At 67.4% G+C, this 17499-nt stretch carries 10 protein-coding genes and 1 pseudogene; 7 read left to right on the forward strand and 4 right to left on the reverse strand.

Features of this window, described 5'->3' with window-relative positions:
- Positions 1–33: 33 nt before the first annotated feature.
- Positions 34–1263: a sensor histidine kinase gene (locus QUE79_RS06235; protein WP_286345918.1), complete on the forward strand. Its 1230-nt coding sequence runs from the start codon at positions 34–36 to the stop codon at positions 1261–1263.
- An 82-nt stretch (positions 1264–1345) separates the two neighbouring features.
- Here the strand turns inward: QUE79_RS06235 and QUE79_RS06240 are convergent, their stop codons facing one another.
- Positions 1346–2227: a LysR family transcriptional regulator ArgP gene (locus QUE79_RS06240; RefSeq protein ID WP_350271651.1), complete on the reverse strand. Its 882-nt coding sequence runs from the start codon at positions 2225–2227 to the stop codon at positions 1346–1348.
- Between the two features lie 74 nt (positions 2228–2301).
- Here QUE79_RS06240 and QUE79_RS06245 point away from each other — a divergent pair.
- A pseudogene (locus QUE79_RS06245) lies at positions 2302–2924 on the forward strand (LysE/ArgO family amino acid transporter).
- A gap of 237 nt (positions 2925–3161) precedes the next feature.
- On the opposite strand, the gene QUE79_RS06250 reads toward QUE79_RS06245, so the two are convergent.
- Complete coding sequence (locus QUE79_RS06250) at positions 3162–4028, reverse strand: type IV toxin-antitoxin system AbiEi family antitoxin domain-containing protein (RefSeq protein ID WP_286345920.1); 867 nt, start codon at positions 4026–4028, stop codon at positions 3162–3164.
- Between the two features lie 545 nt (positions 4029–4573).
- Between QUE79_RS06250 and rpoB the strand changes: the two genes are divergently transcribed.
- Entirely contained in the window at positions 4574–8065 is a 3492-nt protein-coding gene (gene rpoB / locus QUE79_RS06255; RefSeq protein WP_286345921.1) for a DNA-directed RNA polymerase subunit beta, read from the forward strand.
- A gap of 52 nt (positions 8066–8117) precedes the next feature.
- Positions 8118–11999: a DNA-directed RNA polymerase subunit beta' gene (locus QUE79_RS06260; RefSeq protein ID WP_286345922.1), complete on the forward strand. Its 3882-nt coding sequence runs from the start codon at positions 8118–8120 to the stop codon at positions 11997–11999.
- A 248-nt stretch (positions 12000–12247) separates the two neighbouring features.
- On the opposite strand, the gene QUE79_RS06265 is transcribed toward QUE79_RS06260, so the two are convergent.
- Positions 12248–12658 carry a DUF3052 family protein gene (locus QUE79_RS06265; protein WP_286345923.1) on the reverse strand — a complete coding sequence of 137 codons (411 nt, stop codon included), beginning with the start codon at positions 12656–12658 and terminating at the stop codon, positions 12248–12250.
- A 36-nt stretch (positions 12659–12694) separates the two neighbouring features.
- On the opposite strand from QUE79_RS06265, the gene QUE79_RS06270 reads away from it, so the two are divergent.
- Positions 12695–13723 carry a GNAT family N-acetyltransferase gene (locus QUE79_RS06270; protein ID WP_286345924.1) on the forward strand — a complete coding sequence of 343 codons (1029 nt, stop codon included), beginning with the start codon at positions 12695–12697 and terminating at the stop codon, positions 13721–13723.
- On the opposite strand, the gene QUE79_RS06275 is transcribed toward QUE79_RS06270, so the two are convergent.
- Positions 13720–14841 carry a Fic family protein gene (locus QUE79_RS06275; RefSeq protein WP_350271745.1) on the reverse strand — a complete coding sequence of 374 codons (1122 nt, stop codon included), beginning with the start codon at positions 14839–14841 and terminating at the stop codon, positions 13720–13722. The genes QUE79_RS06270 and QUE79_RS06275 overlap by 4 nt on opposite strands.
- 406 nt (positions 14842–15247) lie before the next feature.
- Here QUE79_RS06275 and QUE79_RS06280 point away from each other — a divergent pair, with 406 nt between their 5' ends.
- Positions 15248–16915, forward strand: coding sequence for a GspE/PulE family protein (locus tag QUE79_RS06280; protein WP_286345925.1), 1668 nt, complete (start codon positions 15248–15250; stop codon positions 16913–16915).
- Positions 16916–16955: 40 nt separating this feature from the next.
- Positions 16956–17468 carry a hypothetical protein gene (locus QUE79_RS06285; protein WP_286345926.1) on the forward strand — a complete coding sequence of 171 codons (513 nt, stop codon included), beginning with the start codon at positions 16956–16958 and terminating at the stop codon, positions 17466–17468.
- The last annotated feature ends 31 nt before the right edge of the window (positions 17469–17499 follow it).

Raw genomic sequence — 17499 nt, forward strand, 5'->3', positions numbered from 1 at the left:
GGGCCTCGGCGTCACCCGACACGAAAACCCGACATGACTGTTCGCGAGCCCGCGCTCGTTCCCGTGCCCAGCCGGCGCGGACCTCTCCGGCCGATCACCGGCCTCCTGCTCGAGAGGATCCTCGGCCGGTGCCTCGCCGTGTTCACGGTCGTGTTCGGGGCGCAGGGACTGCCGTTCGCGATCCTGCAGCAGGACGTCCTCCGCGCACCGTTGTCGCTGATCGTCGTCGTCGCTCTGTTCGGGGCGTTCCTCGCGACCGCGGTCGCCGGATTCGCCGGCCGATCCGTCGAGGTCGCCGCCCCGATCGTGCCGATCGTCTATCTCGTGTCGATGGCGACCTGGCCGCTGACGGTGCGGGATCCTGCGCTGGTCCAGCCCTCGGTGCCGTGGCTCTGGTTCGTCTGCAATCTCGTCCTCGCGACGGGGGTGTTCGCGTTCCGGCCGTTGATCGCGTCGGTCTACCTCGTGCTGATCCCGGCCGTGTTCTTCGTCGTGCGCCAGACGCCGTCGGGCGGTGGGGCGTCGGTCGGGCACGCCCTGCTCGACAGCACCTACACCGTCGTCCTCGGAGCGGCCGTGCTGGTGCTGGTCGTGCTGCTGAGGAAGGCCGCGCACGACGTCGATGCGGCTCAGGGGGCCGCGGTCAGCCGCTACGGCGACGCCGTGCGCGAGCACGCCACGGAGCTGGAGCGCGTCCAGGTCGACTCGATCGTGCACGACGGCGTCCTGACCGCCCTCCTGTCGGCCTCGAGGGCCGAGACTCCGCGCGCGCGCCGCCTGGCCTCCGTCATGGCGGAAACCAGCATGACGCGGCTGGTCACGGCTGCGGAGGCCCCGAGAGCTGCCGGCAAGGAGGTGCCGCTCGCGCGGATCCGGGAGCGACTGGACCGAGCGCGCGTCCACCTCGACCCCGAGGCCCACCTCTCGCCCGAGAGCGAGGCGGGTTGGCTCCACCTGCCGGCCGACATCGCGCAGACCCTGGCCGACGCCGCGGTTCAGGCACTCGTGAACAGCTGCCAGCACGCCGGTGAGGACGCCGCGCGGTGGCTGGGGGTCGTCGCAGACGGTGACACGGCCGTCGTCATCGTCGGGGACGACGGAGCGGGGTTCGACACGGAACTGCCGTCCGAGCGTCTCGGGGTGCGGGTGTCCATCGTCGAGCGCGTGGAGAACTGCGGCGGCACGGCGGACATCGTCAGCGCTCCCGGCCGCGGCACGGTCGTCACGCTCCGTTGGCCGTCGCCCGCGCTCTCGTCGCCGTAGGGCGCGCCTCACGGCACGTGTGCGCGAGGCACGCTGGTGCGCACGACGCCGGGGCCGTCACGCCCGGCCCCATCCGCGACACCTACTGCCGCAGCGAACCGGCCCCCGCCACCCGCACCGCCTCGGTGACCGCGTCCAGCAGCACGGACGCCAGGTTCCAGCGCTGCCAGTAGAGCGGAACGTCCAGCGGATCGTCCGGCGCCAGCTCGACCAGCCGCCCCTCGGCGATGGCCCCGAGACACTGCTGCTCGGGCAGCACGCCCCAGCCGAAGCCGAGTGCGACGGCCCGCGCGAAGTCGTCCGACGTCGGGATGTAGTGCCGCGGAGCCGTGGAGGCCGAGCCCGTGTGCTTCCGCACGAAGGACTCCTGGAGGTCGTCGTCCCGATCGAAGTAGACCACGGGTGCCGCCGCCAGCGACGAGGGCGCAGGATCCCGCAGCCCCCACCGCAGGGCGAATCCCGGCGAGCACACCGCCCGATACCGCATCGCCCCCAGCGCCTGGGTCGTGCAGCCCTGCACGGGTTCGCGCGTCGACGTGACCGCCGCCATCACGGTGCCCGACCGCAGCAGCCGCGTGGTGTGCTCCTGATCTTCGCGGTGGAGGTCGAACACCACGCCGAGGTCGTCGCCCAGCCCGGCGAGCGCCTCGAGGAACCAGGTGGCGAGGCTGTCCGCGTTGACGGCCAACGCGATCCTGCTCGCTCCCGACGTATCGTCCGGCCCGTCGAGCGCGCGACGCGTGTCGGCCTCGAGCAACTCGACCTGACGGGCGTAGCGGAGCACCACCATCCCCGCCTCGGTGAGGCTCACCGGCGTCGTGCGCTGCACCAGCACGCGGCCCGTCGAGGTCTCCATCGCCTTCACGCGCTGCGAGACGGCCGACGCCGTGACGTGCAGTCGCCGAGCCGCCGCCTCGAACGTGCCCTCGTCTACCAGGGCGCTGAGGGTCTCGAGCTGGTCCATCTGCATAAGTAGAGCTTAGGCAACCTGAAAATCATTAGCTGTACTGAATCGCTTCCGCTCCCTACCGTGAAACCGTGACCGCAACCGTTCTGCCCGCTCTCGTCGGTTTCCTGACCGGGCTCTCTCTGATCGTCGCCATCGGGGCGCAGAACGCCTTCGTGCTCCGCCTCGGGATCGAGGGACGCTCCCGGGTGATCGCTCCGGTCGTCGTGATCTGCGCGGCGTCCGACGGCGTGCTGATCGTGGCCGGAGTCCTCGGGATCGGTGCGCTGATCCAGGCGGCACCGGTCGTCATGATCGTGATCAGGATCGTCGGCGCCGGCTTCCTCCTCGTCTACGGGCTGTCGGCCGCGCGTCGGGCGCTGCGCCCCGCGGCACTCGTCGCAGCGGCGGCGTCGTCTCCGACCGGCGTGCGCACAGCAGTCATCACCGCGCTCGCGTTCACCTGGCTCAACCCGCACGTCTATCTCGACACCGTCCTCTTCCTCGGGTCGGTCGCCAACCAGCAGGGCCTCGACGAGCGCTGGTGGTGGGCCGGGGAGCCCTGCTCGCGAGCTGCGTCTGGTTCGCCGGCCTCGGTTTCGGTGCGCGCCTGCTCCGCCCGGTGTTCGCTCGCCCCGCCGCCTGGCGCGTTGTCGACGCCCTCATCGCCGTCGTCATGATCGCCCTCGGCCTCCGCCTGGCCTTCGGCCTCTAGCTCCTCCCTGCCCTCCTGCCTGCCTGCCTGCCTGCGCGCCTCCCGCCTCCTGCCTGCCCGCCTCCCGCCTGCCTGCCTGCGCTCTCCTGCCTGCCCGCCCGCCTGCCCGCCCCGGGCCCGCCCGCCCGGGCCCCCTCCCGAAATCGAAGGGGATTTTCGCCGCCCACCCCGTTCAGCCGCAGAAAGCGACGGCACGGTCCAAGATCCCCTTCGTTCTGCCGAGCGCCCGACGCTCGATCACCCCCGAAGAACAGCGCACAGGATGGTGTCAAGAACCATCGGCCACTCGAAGAGCACCTGGTGGTAGGTGAACTCGAGCACGGTGTACCCGAGTCGAACGGCGGTCGCGATCCTGGCCCGATCCCTCTCGTAGTCGCGAGCCGACCCGTGGAACTCGAAGCTCGTGCACTCGATGACGACGCGCCCGGCAACGAGGAAGTCGACGCGAATCCCGTCGCTGATCCACTTCTGGCTCTCGAATCGCAGGCCGGCTTCGAGGAGCCCCCACCGCAGGACCGACTCGGTGCCCGATTCCGCCGTCGGGCTGGCGCGCTCCACGACGACCTGGCAGCGCGCGGGGAGCTCCGCGCAGAGCAGAGCCAGCTGCTCGCGCGCCAGCCCGTGCCGCCGAAGGGCGGAATCCAGGACAGCCAGGCCGAAAGCCGGAGGCTCTAGCGTCACGACCTGGCGAAGGCACGACCGCAGCCCGACGTGAAGTCGCTCGCGGCGGCGATCCAGGCGGGCCCCGTCGCGGAGAATCCGAACCCGGTGGTTCTCGCGATCGAGGGGCCGATCGGCCGAATCGGGATCGCGAAGCCCCTTGGCATTCTCGCGAACGCTCACGTGAAGCGACGCTCCCGGCGGTTGCCAGAGATCGAGGGACGGCGTCGCCGACGAGGCTGCGAGGACTCCGCCGACGCGGGCCGCCCGCACGACGGCCTCGGGGAGGTCCGGTCGGCCGTAGACGCCGTGACGGATGCGCGCGATCTCACCGCTCCGCCACGCGGCGTCGATCTGTTCGGGCAGGACACCCCGGCGGAGGAGCTCGGCCCGTCTCGCGATGCCGCCCAGCGAACCCAGGGACGCTCGTAGTTGTCGATCCATGGCGCGAGCATGTCGTCATGGCGGCGCCGCTCGGCGGCCGGGCCCCGCACCTGTGGAACCCGGTCCGCCCTTCGGCCCCTGTGGAGAAGACCTCCCGCCAGAAATCGAAGGGGATTCTCCCTCTTCGGGCCGCAGCGCCCGTCGGAGCCGTCGCTCAGGCGGAATCCCCTTCGATTTCCGGAGGGGGCAGGAGGGGGCAGGAGGGGCAGGAGGGGAGGGCTGGGGTCAAAGGGGGAGAGGGCACGCAGGATCCAAGGCACCCGGCCGCCGATCCGGGCCTCCGCTCAGCCGCTTATACCGGTGATCCGGAAAAAGGTCAACGACCTACTGGACAGGGCGCGTCGGGGCGACATATAGTTGACCTTTGCGCTCCCCATGTCCAGTCGTCATATTGCGGTCGACTTGACTTCCCCGAAAATTGCGGCGGGGTGGGTGACTGTCCGAGGCTACCGCTTCCGGTCATCCTGGTGAGTTCGTCTCCACCAATCACAACGTACTGTCCGACAGACGACACAGGGCCCCTAGGGTCCACGGAGGTAGTTTCCTTGGCTGCTGCGCCCAACGCACAAACCAACTCACCCAAGAACGGCCGGACAGCTCAGCGGCTGTCCTTCGCGAAGATCACCGACACGCTGACGGTCCCCGACCTGCTGGCGCTTCAGACGGAGAGCTTCGATTGGCTGGTCGGCAACGACGTGTGGAAGGGCCGCCTCGCAGAAGGCCAGGCTCAGGGCCGCACCGACCTCGCCGTCCACTCGGGCCTGGAGGAGATCTTCGAGGAGATCTCCCCGATCGAAGACCTCGGCGAGACGATGCAGCTGTCGTTCACCGCTCCCGAGCTCGAAGACCCCAAGTACTCGATCGACGAGTGCAAAGAGCGCGGCAAGACCTATGCCGCGCCGCTGTACGTCAACGCCGAGTTCATGAACCACCTCACCGGTGAGATCAAGACCCAGACGGTCTTCATGGGCGACTTCCCCCTCATGACCGAGCGGGGCACGTTCATCATCAACGGCACCGAGCGCGTCGTCGTGTCGCAGCTCGTCCGCTCTCCCGGCGTGTACTTCGACCGCACGCCCGAGAAGACCTCCGACAAAGACGTGTACTCGTCGCGCATCATCCCGAGCCGCGGTGCCTGGCTCGAGTTCGAGATCGACAAGCGCGACCAGGTCGGTGTCCGCATCGACCGCAAGCGCAAGCAGAGCGTCACCGTCTTCCTGAAGGCCCTCGGCCTCACCAGCGAAGAGATCCTCGAGGAGTTCAAGGGCTTCGCGTCGATCGAGGCGACCCTCGAGAAGGACGCCATCCTGACGAAGGAAGAGGCGCTCAAAGACATCTACCGCAAGCTCCGTCCGGGCGAGCAGGTCGCTGCCGAAGCCGCGCGTGCGCTGCTCGACAACTTCTACTTCAACCCGAAGCGCTACGACCTGGCCAAGGTGGGTCGTTACAAGATCAACCGCAAGCTCGGTATGGACGCCCCGCTGACCGACTCCGTGCTCACGGTCGAGGACATCGTCGCGACCATCAAGTACCTCGTCTCGCTGCACGCCGAAGAGAAGACCATCTCGGGCACCCGCGACGGCAAGCCGGTCGAGATCCGTCTCGACATCGACGACATCGACCACTTCGGCAACCGCCGTATCCGCGCCGTCGGCGAGCTCATCCAGAACCAGGTCCGCACCGGTCTCTCCCGCATGGAGCGTGTCGTCCGCGAGCGCATGACCACGCAAGACATCGAAGCGATCACCCCGCAGACCCTGATCAACGTGCGCCCCGTCGTCGCTGCGATCAAGGAGTTCTTCGGCACCTCGCAGCTGTCGCAGTTCATGGACCAGAACAACCCGCTGTCGGGTCTGACGCACAAGCGTCGCCTTTCGGCCCTCGGCCCGGGTGGTCTGAGCCGCGAGCGCGCCGGCGTCGAGGTCCGCGACGTCCACCCGTCGCACTACGGCCGCATGTGCCCGATCGAGACCCCGGAAGGCCCGAACATCGGTCTGATCGGCTCGCTCGCGTCGTTCGCCCGCATCAACTCGTTCGGTTTCATCGAGACCCCGTACCGCCGCGTCATCGACGGCATCGTCTCGAAACAGATCGACTACCTGACCGCGTCCGAGGAGGACGACTTCGTCGTCGCTCAGGCGAACGCTCCGCTCACCGACGACTTCACCTTCGCCGAAGAGCGCGTTCTCGTCCGCCGCAAGGGCGGCGAGGTCGAGCTCGTGGCCAAGGAGGACGTCGACTACATGGACGTCTCGCCGCGCCAGATGGTGTCGGTCGCGACCTCGCTCATCCCGTTCCTCGAGCACGACGACGCGAACCGCGCCCTCATGGGTGCGAACATGCAGCGCCAGGCCGTCCCGCTGGTCCGCAGCGAGTCGCCGCTCGTCGGCACCGGTATGGAGGGTTACACCGCCATCGACGCCGGAGACGTCGTCACCGCCGAGAAGGCCGGTGTCGTTCTCGAGGTGTCCGCTGACGTCGTCACCGTCCAGCTCGACGAGGGTGGCACCCAGGACTACTACCTGCGCAAGTTCGACCGCTCGAACCAGGGCGCGTCGTACAACCACCGCGTGATCGTCGACGCCGGACAGCGCGTCGAGGTCGGAGAGGTCCTGGCCGACGGCCCGGCCACCGAGAACGGCGAGCTCGCGCTCGGCAAGAACCTCCTCGTGGCGTTCATGCCGTGGGAGGGCTACAACTACGAAGACGCGATGATCCTGAGCCAGAACCTGGTGAAGGACGACACGCTCTCCTCGATCCACATCGAGGAGTACGAGGTCGACGCCCGCGACACCAAGCTCGGCAAGGAGGAGATCACCCGTGACCTCCCCAACGTCAGCCCCGACCTGCTGGCCGACCTCGACGAGCGCGGCATCATCCGCATCGGCGCCGAGGTTCGTCCCGGCGACATCCTGGTCGGCAAGGTCACGCCGAAGGGCGAGACCGAGCTGAGCGCCGAGGAGCGCCTGCTCCGCGCGATCTTCAACGAGAAGAGCCGCGAGGTTCGCGACACGTCGCTGAAGGTGCCGCACGGCGAGCAGGGCACGATCATCGGTGTCAAGGTCTTCGATTCGCAGGATGGCGACGACGAGCTCGGCTCGGGCGTCAACCAGCGCGTCGTGGTCTTCATCGCCCAGAAGCGCAAGATCACCGCGGGTGACAAGCTCGCCGGTCGTCACGGCAACAAGGGCGTCATCTCGACGATCCTCCCGGTCGAAGACATGCCCTTCCTCGCGGATGGCACGCCCGTCGACATCGTCCTCAACCCGCTGGGCGTCCCCGGTCGAATGAACTTCGGCCAGGTGCTCGAGATCCACCTCGGGTGGATCGCCAAGCAGGGCTGGAACGTCGACGGCATCCAGGAGTGGGCCGAGAACCTTCCGAAGCACGCGCTGTCGGCCCCGGCCGGCACCAAGGTCGCCACCCCGGTGTTCGACGGTGCTTCCGAAGACGAGATCGCAGGACTCCTCGACTCCACGCTGGTCACCCGCGACGGCGACCGTCTCATCGGCTCGTCCGGTAAGACGCAGCTCTTCGACGGCCGCTCCGGCGAGCCGTTCCCGGAGCCCGTCTCGGTCGGCTACATGTACATCCTGAAGCTGCACCACCTGGTCGACGACAAGATCCACGCCCGTTCGACCGGTCCGTACTCCATGATCACGCAGCAGCCGCTGGGTGGTAAGGCGCAGTTCGGTGGTCAGCGCTTCGGTGAGATGGAGGTCTGGGCCCTCGAGGCCTACGGAGCGGCTTACGCCCTCCAAGAGCTCCTGACCATCAAGTCCGACGACATCCTGGGCCGCGTGAAGGTCTACGAGGCGATCGTCAAGGGTGAGAACATCCAGGAGCCCGGTATCCCCGAGTCCTTCAAGGTGCTCATCAAAGAGATGCAGTCGCTCTGCCTGAACGTCGAGGTGCTGTCCGCCGACGGCCAGACGGTCAGTCTGCGCGACAACGACGACGAGGTGTTCCGCGCTGCGGAAGAGCTCGGCATCAACATCTCCTCCCGCTTCGAGTCCTCGTCCGTCGACGAGATCTAAAGCACCTCACCCCCATTACGACAACGTCGACACTTTTATAAAGGGATAAACATTGATCGAAGCAACAACTTTCGATGAGCTGCGGATCGGTCTCGCTACTGCCGAGAACATCCGCGCCTGGTCACACGGTGAGGTCAAGAAGCCGGAGACCATCAACTACCGCACACTCAAGCCCGAGAAGGACGGCCTCTTCGGAGAGCAGATCTTCGGACCCAGCCGCGACTGGGAGTGCGCCTGCGGAAAGTACAAGCGAGTCCGCTTCAAAGGCATCGTCTGCGAGCGCTGCGGCGTCGAGGTCACCAAGTCCTCGGTCCGTCGCGAGCGCATGGGCCACATCGAGCTCGCCGCGCCCGTCACGCACATCTGGTACTTCAAGGGTGTTCCGTCGCGTCTCGGCTACCTGCTCGACATGGCACCGAAAGACCTCGAGAAGGTCATCTACTTCGCTGCCTACATGGTCATCTCGATCGACGACGAAGGTCGTCACGCCGACATGCCGGGTCTCGAGAACGAGCTCCGCCTCGAGATCAAGCAGCTCGAGTCGCAGCGCGACAGCCGCATCGCCGACCGTCTGAAGAAGCTCGAAGACGACCTGGCCGCCCTCGAGGCGGAAGGCGCCAAGAGCGACCAGAAGCGTCGTGCCAAGGACGGCGCCGAGAAGGAGATGTCGCAGACCCGCAAGGCGTTCGACGAAGACATCAACCGCCTCGAGCGCGTCTGGGAAGACTTCCGCTCGCTCAAGGTAGGCGACCTCAAGCCGGAAGACGCCGTCTTCCACGAGCTGCAGGATCGCTTCGGCATCTACTTCGAGGCCCACATGGGCGCCGAGGCGATCCAGAAGCGTCTCCAGTCGTTCGACCTCGAGGCCGAGGCCGAGATCCTCCACGACCAGATCGCGAACGGCAAGGGTCAGAAGAAGATCCGCGCCATCAAGCGCCTGCGCGTGGTGAGCTCCTTCCTGTCGACCGGCAACTCGCCGGCCGCCATGGTGCTCGAGGTCGTCCCGGTCATCCCGCCGGAGCTCCGCCCGATGGTGCAGCTCGACGGTGGCCGCTTCGCGACCTCCGACCTGAACGACCTCTACCGTCGCGTGATCAACCGCAACAACCGTCTTCGTCGTCTGCTCGACCTCGGTGCTCCCGAGATCATCGTCAACAACGAGAAGCGGATGCTGCAGGAGGCCGTCGACGCCCTGTTCGACAACGGTCGCCGCGGTCGTCCCGTCACCGGTACCGGTAACCGCGCCCTGAAGTCCCTGAGCGACATGCTCAAGGGAAAACAGGGTCGTTTCCGCCAGAACCTGCTCGGCAAGCGCGTCGACTACTCCGGACGTTCGGTCATCATCGTCGGCCCGACGCTGAAGCTGCACCAGTGCGGTCTGCCCAAGCAGATGGCTCTCGAGCTGTTCAAGCCGTTCGTCATCAAGCGCCTCATCGACCTCAGCCACGCTCAGAACATCAAGAGCGCCAAGCGTATGGTCGAGCGTTCGCGCCCGCAGGTGTGGGACGTCCTCGAAGAGATCATCCGTGAGCGCCCGGTTCTGCTGAACCGTGCTCCCACGCTGCACCGCCTGGGCATCCAGGCCTTCGAGCCGCTCCTCGTCGAGGGCAAGGCCATCCAGCTGCACCCGCTCGTCTGCGCTGCGTTCAACGCGGACTTCGACGGCGACCAGATGGCCGTCCACCTCCCGCTGAGCGTCGAGGCGCAGGCCGAGGCCCGCATCCTCATGCTGGCGTCGAACAACATCCTGAAGCCGTCCGACGGCCGTCCGGTGACCCTGCCCGCGCAGGACATGATCATCGGCCTGCACCACCTCACGACGGTCAACGAGGGAGCAACCGGCGAAGGCCGCGCGTTCTCGTCCGTCTCCGAGGCGATCCTGGCCAAGGATCAGGGCTCGCTCGACCTCAACGCCGTCGTCAAGATCCGCATCCCGGGTCTGACGTTCGCCGAGGGTGAGGCTCCTGCCGGTTACGTCGAGGGTGACACCACCCTGGTCGAGACCACGCTGGGCCGCGCGATCTTCAACGAGGCGCTCCCGGACGACTACCCCTTCGTGCAGGAGGTCACCGACAAGGGTGTCCTCTCGACGATCGTCAACGACCTCGCCGAGCGGTACCCGAAGGTCGCCGTCGCCGCAGCACTCGACAACATCAAAGACGCGGGCTTCTACTGGGCCTCGCGTTCCGGTGTCACGGTCGCTCTCTCCGACATCCTCACGCCTCCGCGCAAGCCGGAGATCGTCGCGGGCTACGAGAAGCAGGCCGCGGCCGTCCAGGGCGAGTTCGACAAGGGCCTCATCTCCGACGCCGAGCGCCGTGCCGACCTGATCAAGATCTGGACGGAGGCGACGAACGAGGTCGCCGCGGCCATGCGCGAGAACTTCCCGAAGAACAACACCATCAACCGCATGGTGACGTCGGGTGCTCGTGGTAACTGGCTGCAGGTCCGCAACATCGCGGGTATGCGTGGTCTGGTGAACAACCCGAAGGGTGACATCATCCCTCGTCCGATCATCTCCTCGTATCGCGAGGGTCTGTCGGTGGCCGAGTACTTCATCGCGACGCACGGTGCCCGCAAGGGTCTGGCCGACACGGCTCTCCGCACGGCCGACTCGGGGTACCTCACGCGTCGTCTCGTCGACGTCTCGCAGGATGTCATCATCCGCGAAGACGACTGCGGCACCACGCGCGGTCTCGAGATGCCCATCGCGGCCCCCGACTCCACCGGCAAGCTCGTCCGTGACGCCACGGTCGAGAACACGGTCTACGCACGCACCCTCTCGGCCGACGCTGTCGACCCGAAGGGCACCGTCGTGGCCGAGGCCGGCGCCGACGTCGGAGACGTCCTGATCGACCTCCTGGTCGCTGCGGGCGTCGAGACCATCAAGGTCCGTTCGGTCCTGACCTGCGAGTCGGCCGTCGGTGTCTGCGCGAAGTGCTACGGCCGTTCGCTCGCCACCGGCAACCTCGTCGACATCGGAGAGGCCGTCGGCATCATCGCGGCCCAGTCGATCGGCGAGCCCGGCACGCAGCTGACCATGCGTACCTTCCACACCGGTGGTTCGGCTTCCGCCGACGACATCACGCAGGGTCTGCCCCGCGTCACCGAGCTGTTCGAGGCGCGTACCCCCAAGGGTGCTTCCCCGATCGCCGATGCCGCCGGACGCGTCACGATCGAAGACACCGACCGTGCCCGCCGCGTGATCCTCACCCCCGACAACGGCGACGAGCCGGTCATCTACCCCGTCCTCAAGCGTTCGACCCTCCTCATCGAGGACGGTCAGCACGTCGAGCTCGGTCAGCAGATCATCGCCGGTGCGGTCGACCCGAAGGAGGTCCTTCGCGTGAAGGGCGTCCGTGCGGTCCAGCAGCACCTCGTCGGCGGCGTGCAAGACGTCTACCGCTCGCAGGGTGTGCCGATCCACGACAAGCACATCGAGGTCATCGTTCGTCAGATGCTCCGCAAGGTGACCGTCGTCGACCACGGCGACACCGACCTGCTGCCGGGTGAGCTCGTCGACCGGATGCGCTACAACGAGATCAACCGCGGCGCCCTGACCGAGGGCAAGAAGACGGCTTCGGCTCGTCAAGAGGTCCTCGGTATCACCAAGGCGTCGCTGGCGACCGAGTCGTGGCTGTCGGCCGCTTCGTTCCAGGAGACCACGCGTGTTCTCACGCAGGCCGCCATGGAGGGGAAGAGCGACCCGCTGATGGGCCTCAAGGAGAACGTCATCATCGGAAAGCTGATCCCGGCCGGTACCGGCCTCAGCCGTTACCGCGACGTGGCCGTCGAGGCCACCGAAGAGGCGAAGGCCGAGCGCTACCCGAACCGTGTCTTCACCGACGACGCGTCGTTCAACGAGGCCGACCTCAGCTTCGTCGACTTCGACTCGTTCTCGAGTGACGACTTCACTCCGGGTACGTACAACTAAGCAGCAGCCCTGCAGAAAAAGCCCCGTCACACTCCGGTGTGGCGGGGCTTTTCGTCCCGCCCGCCCCGCCCCCACTCCTCCCGAAATCGAAGGGGATCTTCGCTCCCCGACCTCCGTCATAGGCGTCCGGGGCCCTTCCGCCGAAAATCCCCTTCGATTTCCGGAGGGGAGGCAGGCAGGAAGGGAGCAGGCAGGCAGGGGGGGGCAGGCAGGAGGGCAGGCGCGCAGGGCGAGCGCGAGGGCAGAGGCTAGAGGGCCCCGCGACGACTGGCGAAGCGCCAGACGAACTTCAGCCCCGACCAGTCCTCGTCGACGGCGGCCACCTTGGTGTCGACGAGGCCGGTCTCGAGCGCCGCGTCGCGCACCACGACGTCGGTCAGGTCGCTGGTGTGGCCCCCGGCGCGTCTCGGCCAGGCGATCCAGAGGACGCCGCCCGGGAAGATCCTGCTGGCCAGGATCGGCAGCCGCACCGGCAGGTCCGCGGCGCGCGTGACGAATGCGAGCACGACGTCGGCCTGCTCGTCGACGTCGGCCCGCACGAGCCCGTCGGGCGGGTCGGCCAGCGACCAGCCCTCGGGAGCCTCGTCCACCGCGAGGCGCACGCCGTCGGCCAGCCCCAGCTTCTTCGCCTGGCTCGCAGGCTGCCCCGTCGTCTCCATGTCGCCAACCCTAGAACCGCCCGGCAGGATGGAGGCATGTTCGACTCGACTCCGCTCCGAGAACGTGTGCCCGCCTTCCGCGACGTGGGCTTGCCGCCGAACGGCCCCGACGTCTTCTGGCGCAGGATCACGCCGCGTGACGTCGCCGCCATCACCTCCCTCGAGCGCGTGGCGGGTCTCCTCGACCACCCGAGCTACGTCGTGACGTCGGAGGAGATCGCCCGCGACCTCGCTCGCTCGGGCGTCGACCTCGCGCAGGACAGCGCACTGGCGGTCGACGGCCGAGGCCACGTGATCGCGTGGGGTCTCGTGATCCTGCTCCCCGCCCAGGAACGCTTCGTCGACTCCGACGTCGAGGGGGCGGTGCACCCCGATCGTCGGCGCGAGGGCATCGGTTCCGCGCTGCTGGAGTGGCAGGAGGCCCGAGGCCTGGCGCAGTTCGCCACCTCCGACGCGCTGCTGCCGGGGTGGCTCACGGCACCCGCCGACGAGCGGGCGACGGCGAAACTCGCGCTGTTCGAGGGCCGCGGCTTCGACAGGCGTCGGTGGTGGTTCGAGATGGAACGCGACCTGGCGGACCCGATTCCGGAGGTGCCTCTCGATCCTGCCCTGACCCTCGTTCCTTTCTCGTTCGAACTCTCGGAGGCGACGCGCCTGGCGCGGAACGACGTCTTCCAGGACCACTGGGGATCGCAGTCGACGTCGGCAGACGACTGGGAGGCCAACCGGCGACTCCCGATCGCCAGGCCCGACCTCTCGTTCCTCGCGCGCGACCGCGAGGGCACGGTCGCCGGATTCGTGTTGACCGAGACGAACCCCGCGGAGTGGGAGCGCGCGGGGCACTCCTACGGCTACGTGGGGTATGTCGGCGTGCGCCGGGACTTCCGCGGCCGGCGGGTGGCTCAGGCGCTGCTGACACACACGATGAGGGCCTATCGCGCCGAAGGGCTCGAGGCGGCCGTGCTCGACGTCGACTCCGAGAGCCCGACAGGTGCTGACGGCCTCTACACGAGCCTCGGCTTCGCGCCGATCAACCGCTCGATCACCCTCGTCAAGGAGTTCTAGGCATCGGCGACGGGCAGCTCCAAGGCGGCGCTCCGTTCGGGAATCGACCCGACCGGAGCCGAGATGGCGCGGAGGACATCGAGAGCTCTGTACTGCCGGTTGTACGTGCCGATCGGGGGTGTCAGCACTCCCCACTCCACGAGGCGCGAGACGGCCGTTCCGGTGGCGGCAGCGGTCTTGCCGAAGCGCCGGGTGAGCAAGGGCACCGTGACGACGGGATCGCCGATGAGAGAGTCGACGATGTCGCGCACGAGCCCTCGACCACTGTGATTCTGAACGATCTGAACGTAGGCCGCTTGAACGGCGATGAGACGATCGACACGCGACGCAGTATCGATGGATGCGGACTCGATTCCGGCGGCGAAAAACTGGATCCATCCGTCCCAATCGCCCGTTGCTGACACTGCTGCCAAGCGATCTTGATATTCGGAGCGGCGCGCTTCGAACCAGGGTGAGACTGTGAGGAGAGGCTCGCGGAGGAGGCCGTCGAGCATGAACTGAAGCACGATTGCGAGCCGACCGATCCTGCCATTTCCGTCGTTGAAAGGATGCAGAGTTTCGAATTGGTAATGAGCCATTGCCGCGGCGATCATCGGCTCGCGCTGCGAGGCGCGGTCTGCACCGATCCAATCGACCCAGTCTCGAACGGCGACGTTCAACTCCGTTCCGGGTGGCATCGGAACGAAGCGCGAGTCCTCCACGGAACCTGTCGGGCTCCCGATCGCGACCAGGGTGGTACGGACGCGCCCGGCATCGTGCGTTTCGGAGTCGGTGCCCCGGACGAGAACTCGGTGAACTTCGTCGAGAAGGCCGGTCGTCACGATGCCTCGCTCAGCGACGAAGTCGAAGGCCAGGTTGGCCGCGTCGATGTAGTTGAGGACCTCGGCCAGCTCCTTCGATGGAGTTGCGTCCGTTGCGTCCGCCGCGAGGACTTGTTCCAGCGGGGCAAAAGTCCCCTCGAGGGCTGACGTACTCTGCGCTTCTCGCCTTAGCGACGGTCTGCGGAGCAAGTGGGGCGAAGGGACCTGGCTGGACGCCTGGTCAAGACGTGCGAGTGCTCTAGTGGCGCGAGTGACGGCGCGCCACGTGTCTGGCAGGAGGGAGGCTCGTCCCCCAATGGTTGGGCAACGTAGGCCACGTGATCAAATGGGCGACGAAACCGGCCGTCTACTCCGGTGATCGGAACGAGATAGCCGAGGGGACTTTTAGCAAACTTCTGGGCATCCACATTGTTAGTTTACGGTTCAAAAATGAACTTGTGAGATCGACAATGTTAGCTCGCCATACGTCGCTCGATCGCAACGTCAGTTTCCCGCCTCGAACTGATAATTACACCCTTGTTATTTTCAGTCAGGGATAAGAATCGTCAAGCGGCGGATGCGCGCACCCCCAACGGGTGCCACTCCCTTTGGGATATGTCCCCCGGGCGTCCCGGCACGCGATGCTTGCCTGGCCCGGCCCCAGTCGCCGGTCGGCCGCGCGTCTGACGGAACTGCCGCGGTCACCTGTCCGAGGAGGTTCCGCATGGCGTCGATGACCGAGATCTTGATCTTGCACGGTCTTCTGCCGATCGAGCAGCTCGACCTGATGTCGAACCCGTCCGACGAAGAAGCGTCGGTGCGCGACCTGCTCGAACGCGGTGTCGTCTCCGAGCTCCAGATCGCCAAGGCCCGCGCGCAGGCCGCCAACATGTCGTTCGTCGAACTGGTCGACTATCCCGTCGACCGCAACGCCGTCACCATGGTCTCGGCTGCCGTCTGCCGCCGCCACAACGCCCTGCCGATCGCGATCCACGGCGGACTCCTGCTCGTCGCGGTCAGCGACGCCGGCAACGTCTTCGCCCTCGACGACGTGCGAGCCGCGAGCCGCATGCCCATCGAGTGGGTCATGGCCGAGAAGGGCGACCTCCGCACGGCCATCGACAGGTACATCCGCGCCGACGACGAGCTCAACGACCTCACCTCCACGCTGGAGGAGGAGAACACCGTCGCCGCCGAGTCCGCGATGGACATCGCGTCGGGCCCGGACGACGACGTCCCCATCGTCCGCTTCGTGAACCTCCTGGTCAGCCAGGCGATCACCGACCAGGCCTCCGACATCCATATCGAGCCGGGTGAGAACGAGGTGCGGGTCCGCTACCGCATCGACGGTGTGCTGCACGAGATGCAGCCGGCTCCGAAGAGCATCCAGAACGGCGTGATCTCGCGCCTCAAGATCATGAGCGACATCGACATCGCCGAGCGTCGCAAGCCTCAGGACGGCCGCATGTCGGTCCGCCACGGCAACCGCCAGATCGACCTCCGCGTGGCGACCCTGCCCACCGTGTGGGGCGAGAAGGTCGTCATGCGAATCCTCGACAACTCGAACACGTCGATGAACCTGCGCGACCTCCACATGCTCGAGCGCAACTTCGACGTGTTCGCCGAGTCGTATTCGAAGCCCTACGGGATGATCCTGGTCACCGGCCCGACGGGTTCGGGCAAGTCGACCACGCTCTACACGACCCTCAACGCGGTCGCCCGACCCGAGATCAACGTCATCACGGTCGAGGATCCCGTCGAGTACCGGATGAAGGGGATCAACCAGGTCCAGGTGAACCCGAAGGCGGGCCTGACGTTCGCCAGTGCGCTCCGCAGCATCCTGCGGTCGGACCCCGACGTGGTCCTGCTCGGTGAGATCCGCGACCACGAGACCGCGCAGATCGCCATCGAAGCCTCGCTCACCGGCCACCTCGTGCTCTCCACCCTGCACACCAATGACGCCCCCAGCGCGATCGTCCGACTCACCGAGATGGACATCGAGCCGTTCCTCGTCGGCTCCGCGCTCGACTGCGTGGTCGCCCAGCGCCTCTCCCGTCGCCTCTGCGACCGGTGCAAGCGCCCCGCCGACTACACGCCGATGCACCTCAACGCGCTGAAGTTCCACATCGATCCCGACCAGGCTCCGCCGACGATCTACGAGCCGGTCGGCTGCCAGTCGTGCTCCAACACGGGCTATCGGGGGCGCGTCGCGCTCCACGAGGTCATGGCCGTGTCGGAGGACATCGAACGCCTCGCCGTGAAGCGCGCCTCCAGCGCGGAGATCGGTCGCCTGGCGCAGGACCAGGGCATGTTGACCCTGCGACAGGACGGCTGGGAGAAGGCCAAGCAGGGCCTCACCAGCGTCGAAGAGATCCTTCGAGTCGTCGCCTAGCCCCCTCTCACGTGATCACACACCACCTAAAGGACCTCCGATGAGTGACCCGCTGTACGACCCGCAGACGCCCCGCCCCGTCTACTCGCTCGACGACGCCGACGGCGCCGAGGCCGCCGGCGGCTGGAGCCCCGCTCCGGTCGGCAGCCGCCGCTGGCTCCGCGAGCAGGAGCCGTCGTCGCCCCTGTCGCCCGGCATCGAGGCATTCCACGAGGTGATCGTGCCCGCCTCGGCTGCCGCCCTCGACAACCCGACCGCCTACGACCTCGCTGCAGCACCCGAGTCGCCTCAGGTCTTCGACCTGCCCGCGCCGACGGCGGCGCAGGTCTTCGACCTGCCCGCGCCGACGGCGGCGCCCGCTTGGCCGGCGTCGTCGTTCCCCGAGCCGCAGTCCTGGTCGGCGCCCGCGCCCACCTCGTCGGCTCCGGCCGTCTTCGACCTCGACGCGCCCGCTCCCACGCTCCCTTTCGTGCCCACCCCCGCGCACGTCGCCACCGCATCCGCGCCGACGGCCGAGTTCGCCCCCGGGGCGCCGCGGCCGGCATCGAGCTGAGCCACCACGCCGCCTACGAGGCGGACAAGGA

Source organism: Frondihabitans sucicola, assembly GCF_030296615.1.
Lineage (GTDB): Bacteria > Actinomycetota > Actinomycetes > Actinomycetales > Microbacteriaceae > Frondihabitans > Frondihabitans sucicola.

What these genes read in the sequence shown, in the direction of transcription:
- QUE79_RS06265 (WP_286345923.1), bottom strand. Translation starts at nt 12,658, where the DNA reads ATGGAGACGACGGGGCAGCCTGCGAGCCAGGCGAAGAAGCTGGGGCTG.
- QUE79_RS06250 (WP_286345920.1), bottom strand. Translation starts at nt 4,028, where the DNA reads ATGGATCGACAACTACGAGCGTCCCTGGGTTCGCTGGGCGGCATCGCG.
- QUE79_RS06240 (WP_350271651.1), bottom strand. Translation starts at nt 2,227, where the DNA reads ATGGACCAGCTCGAGACCCTCAGCGCCCTGGTAGACGAGGGCACGTTC.
- QUE79_RS06235 (WP_286345918.1), top strand. Translation starts at nt 34, where the DNA reads ATGACTGTTCGCGAGCCCGCGCTCGTTCCCGTGCCCAGCCGGCGCGGA.
- QUE79_RS06270 (WP_286345924.1), top strand. Translation starts at nt 12,695, where the DNA reads ATGTTCGACTCGACTCCGCTCCGAGAACGTGTGCCCGCCTTCCGCGAC.
- QUE79_RS06285 (WP_286345926.1), top strand. Translation starts at nt 16,956, where the DNA reads ATGAGTGACCCGCTGTACGACCCGCAGACGCCCCGCCCCGTCTACTCG.
- QUE79_RS06280 (WP_286345925.1), top strand. Translation starts at nt 15,248, where the DNA reads ATGGCGTCGATGACCGAGATCTTGATCTTGCACGGTCTTCTGCCGATC.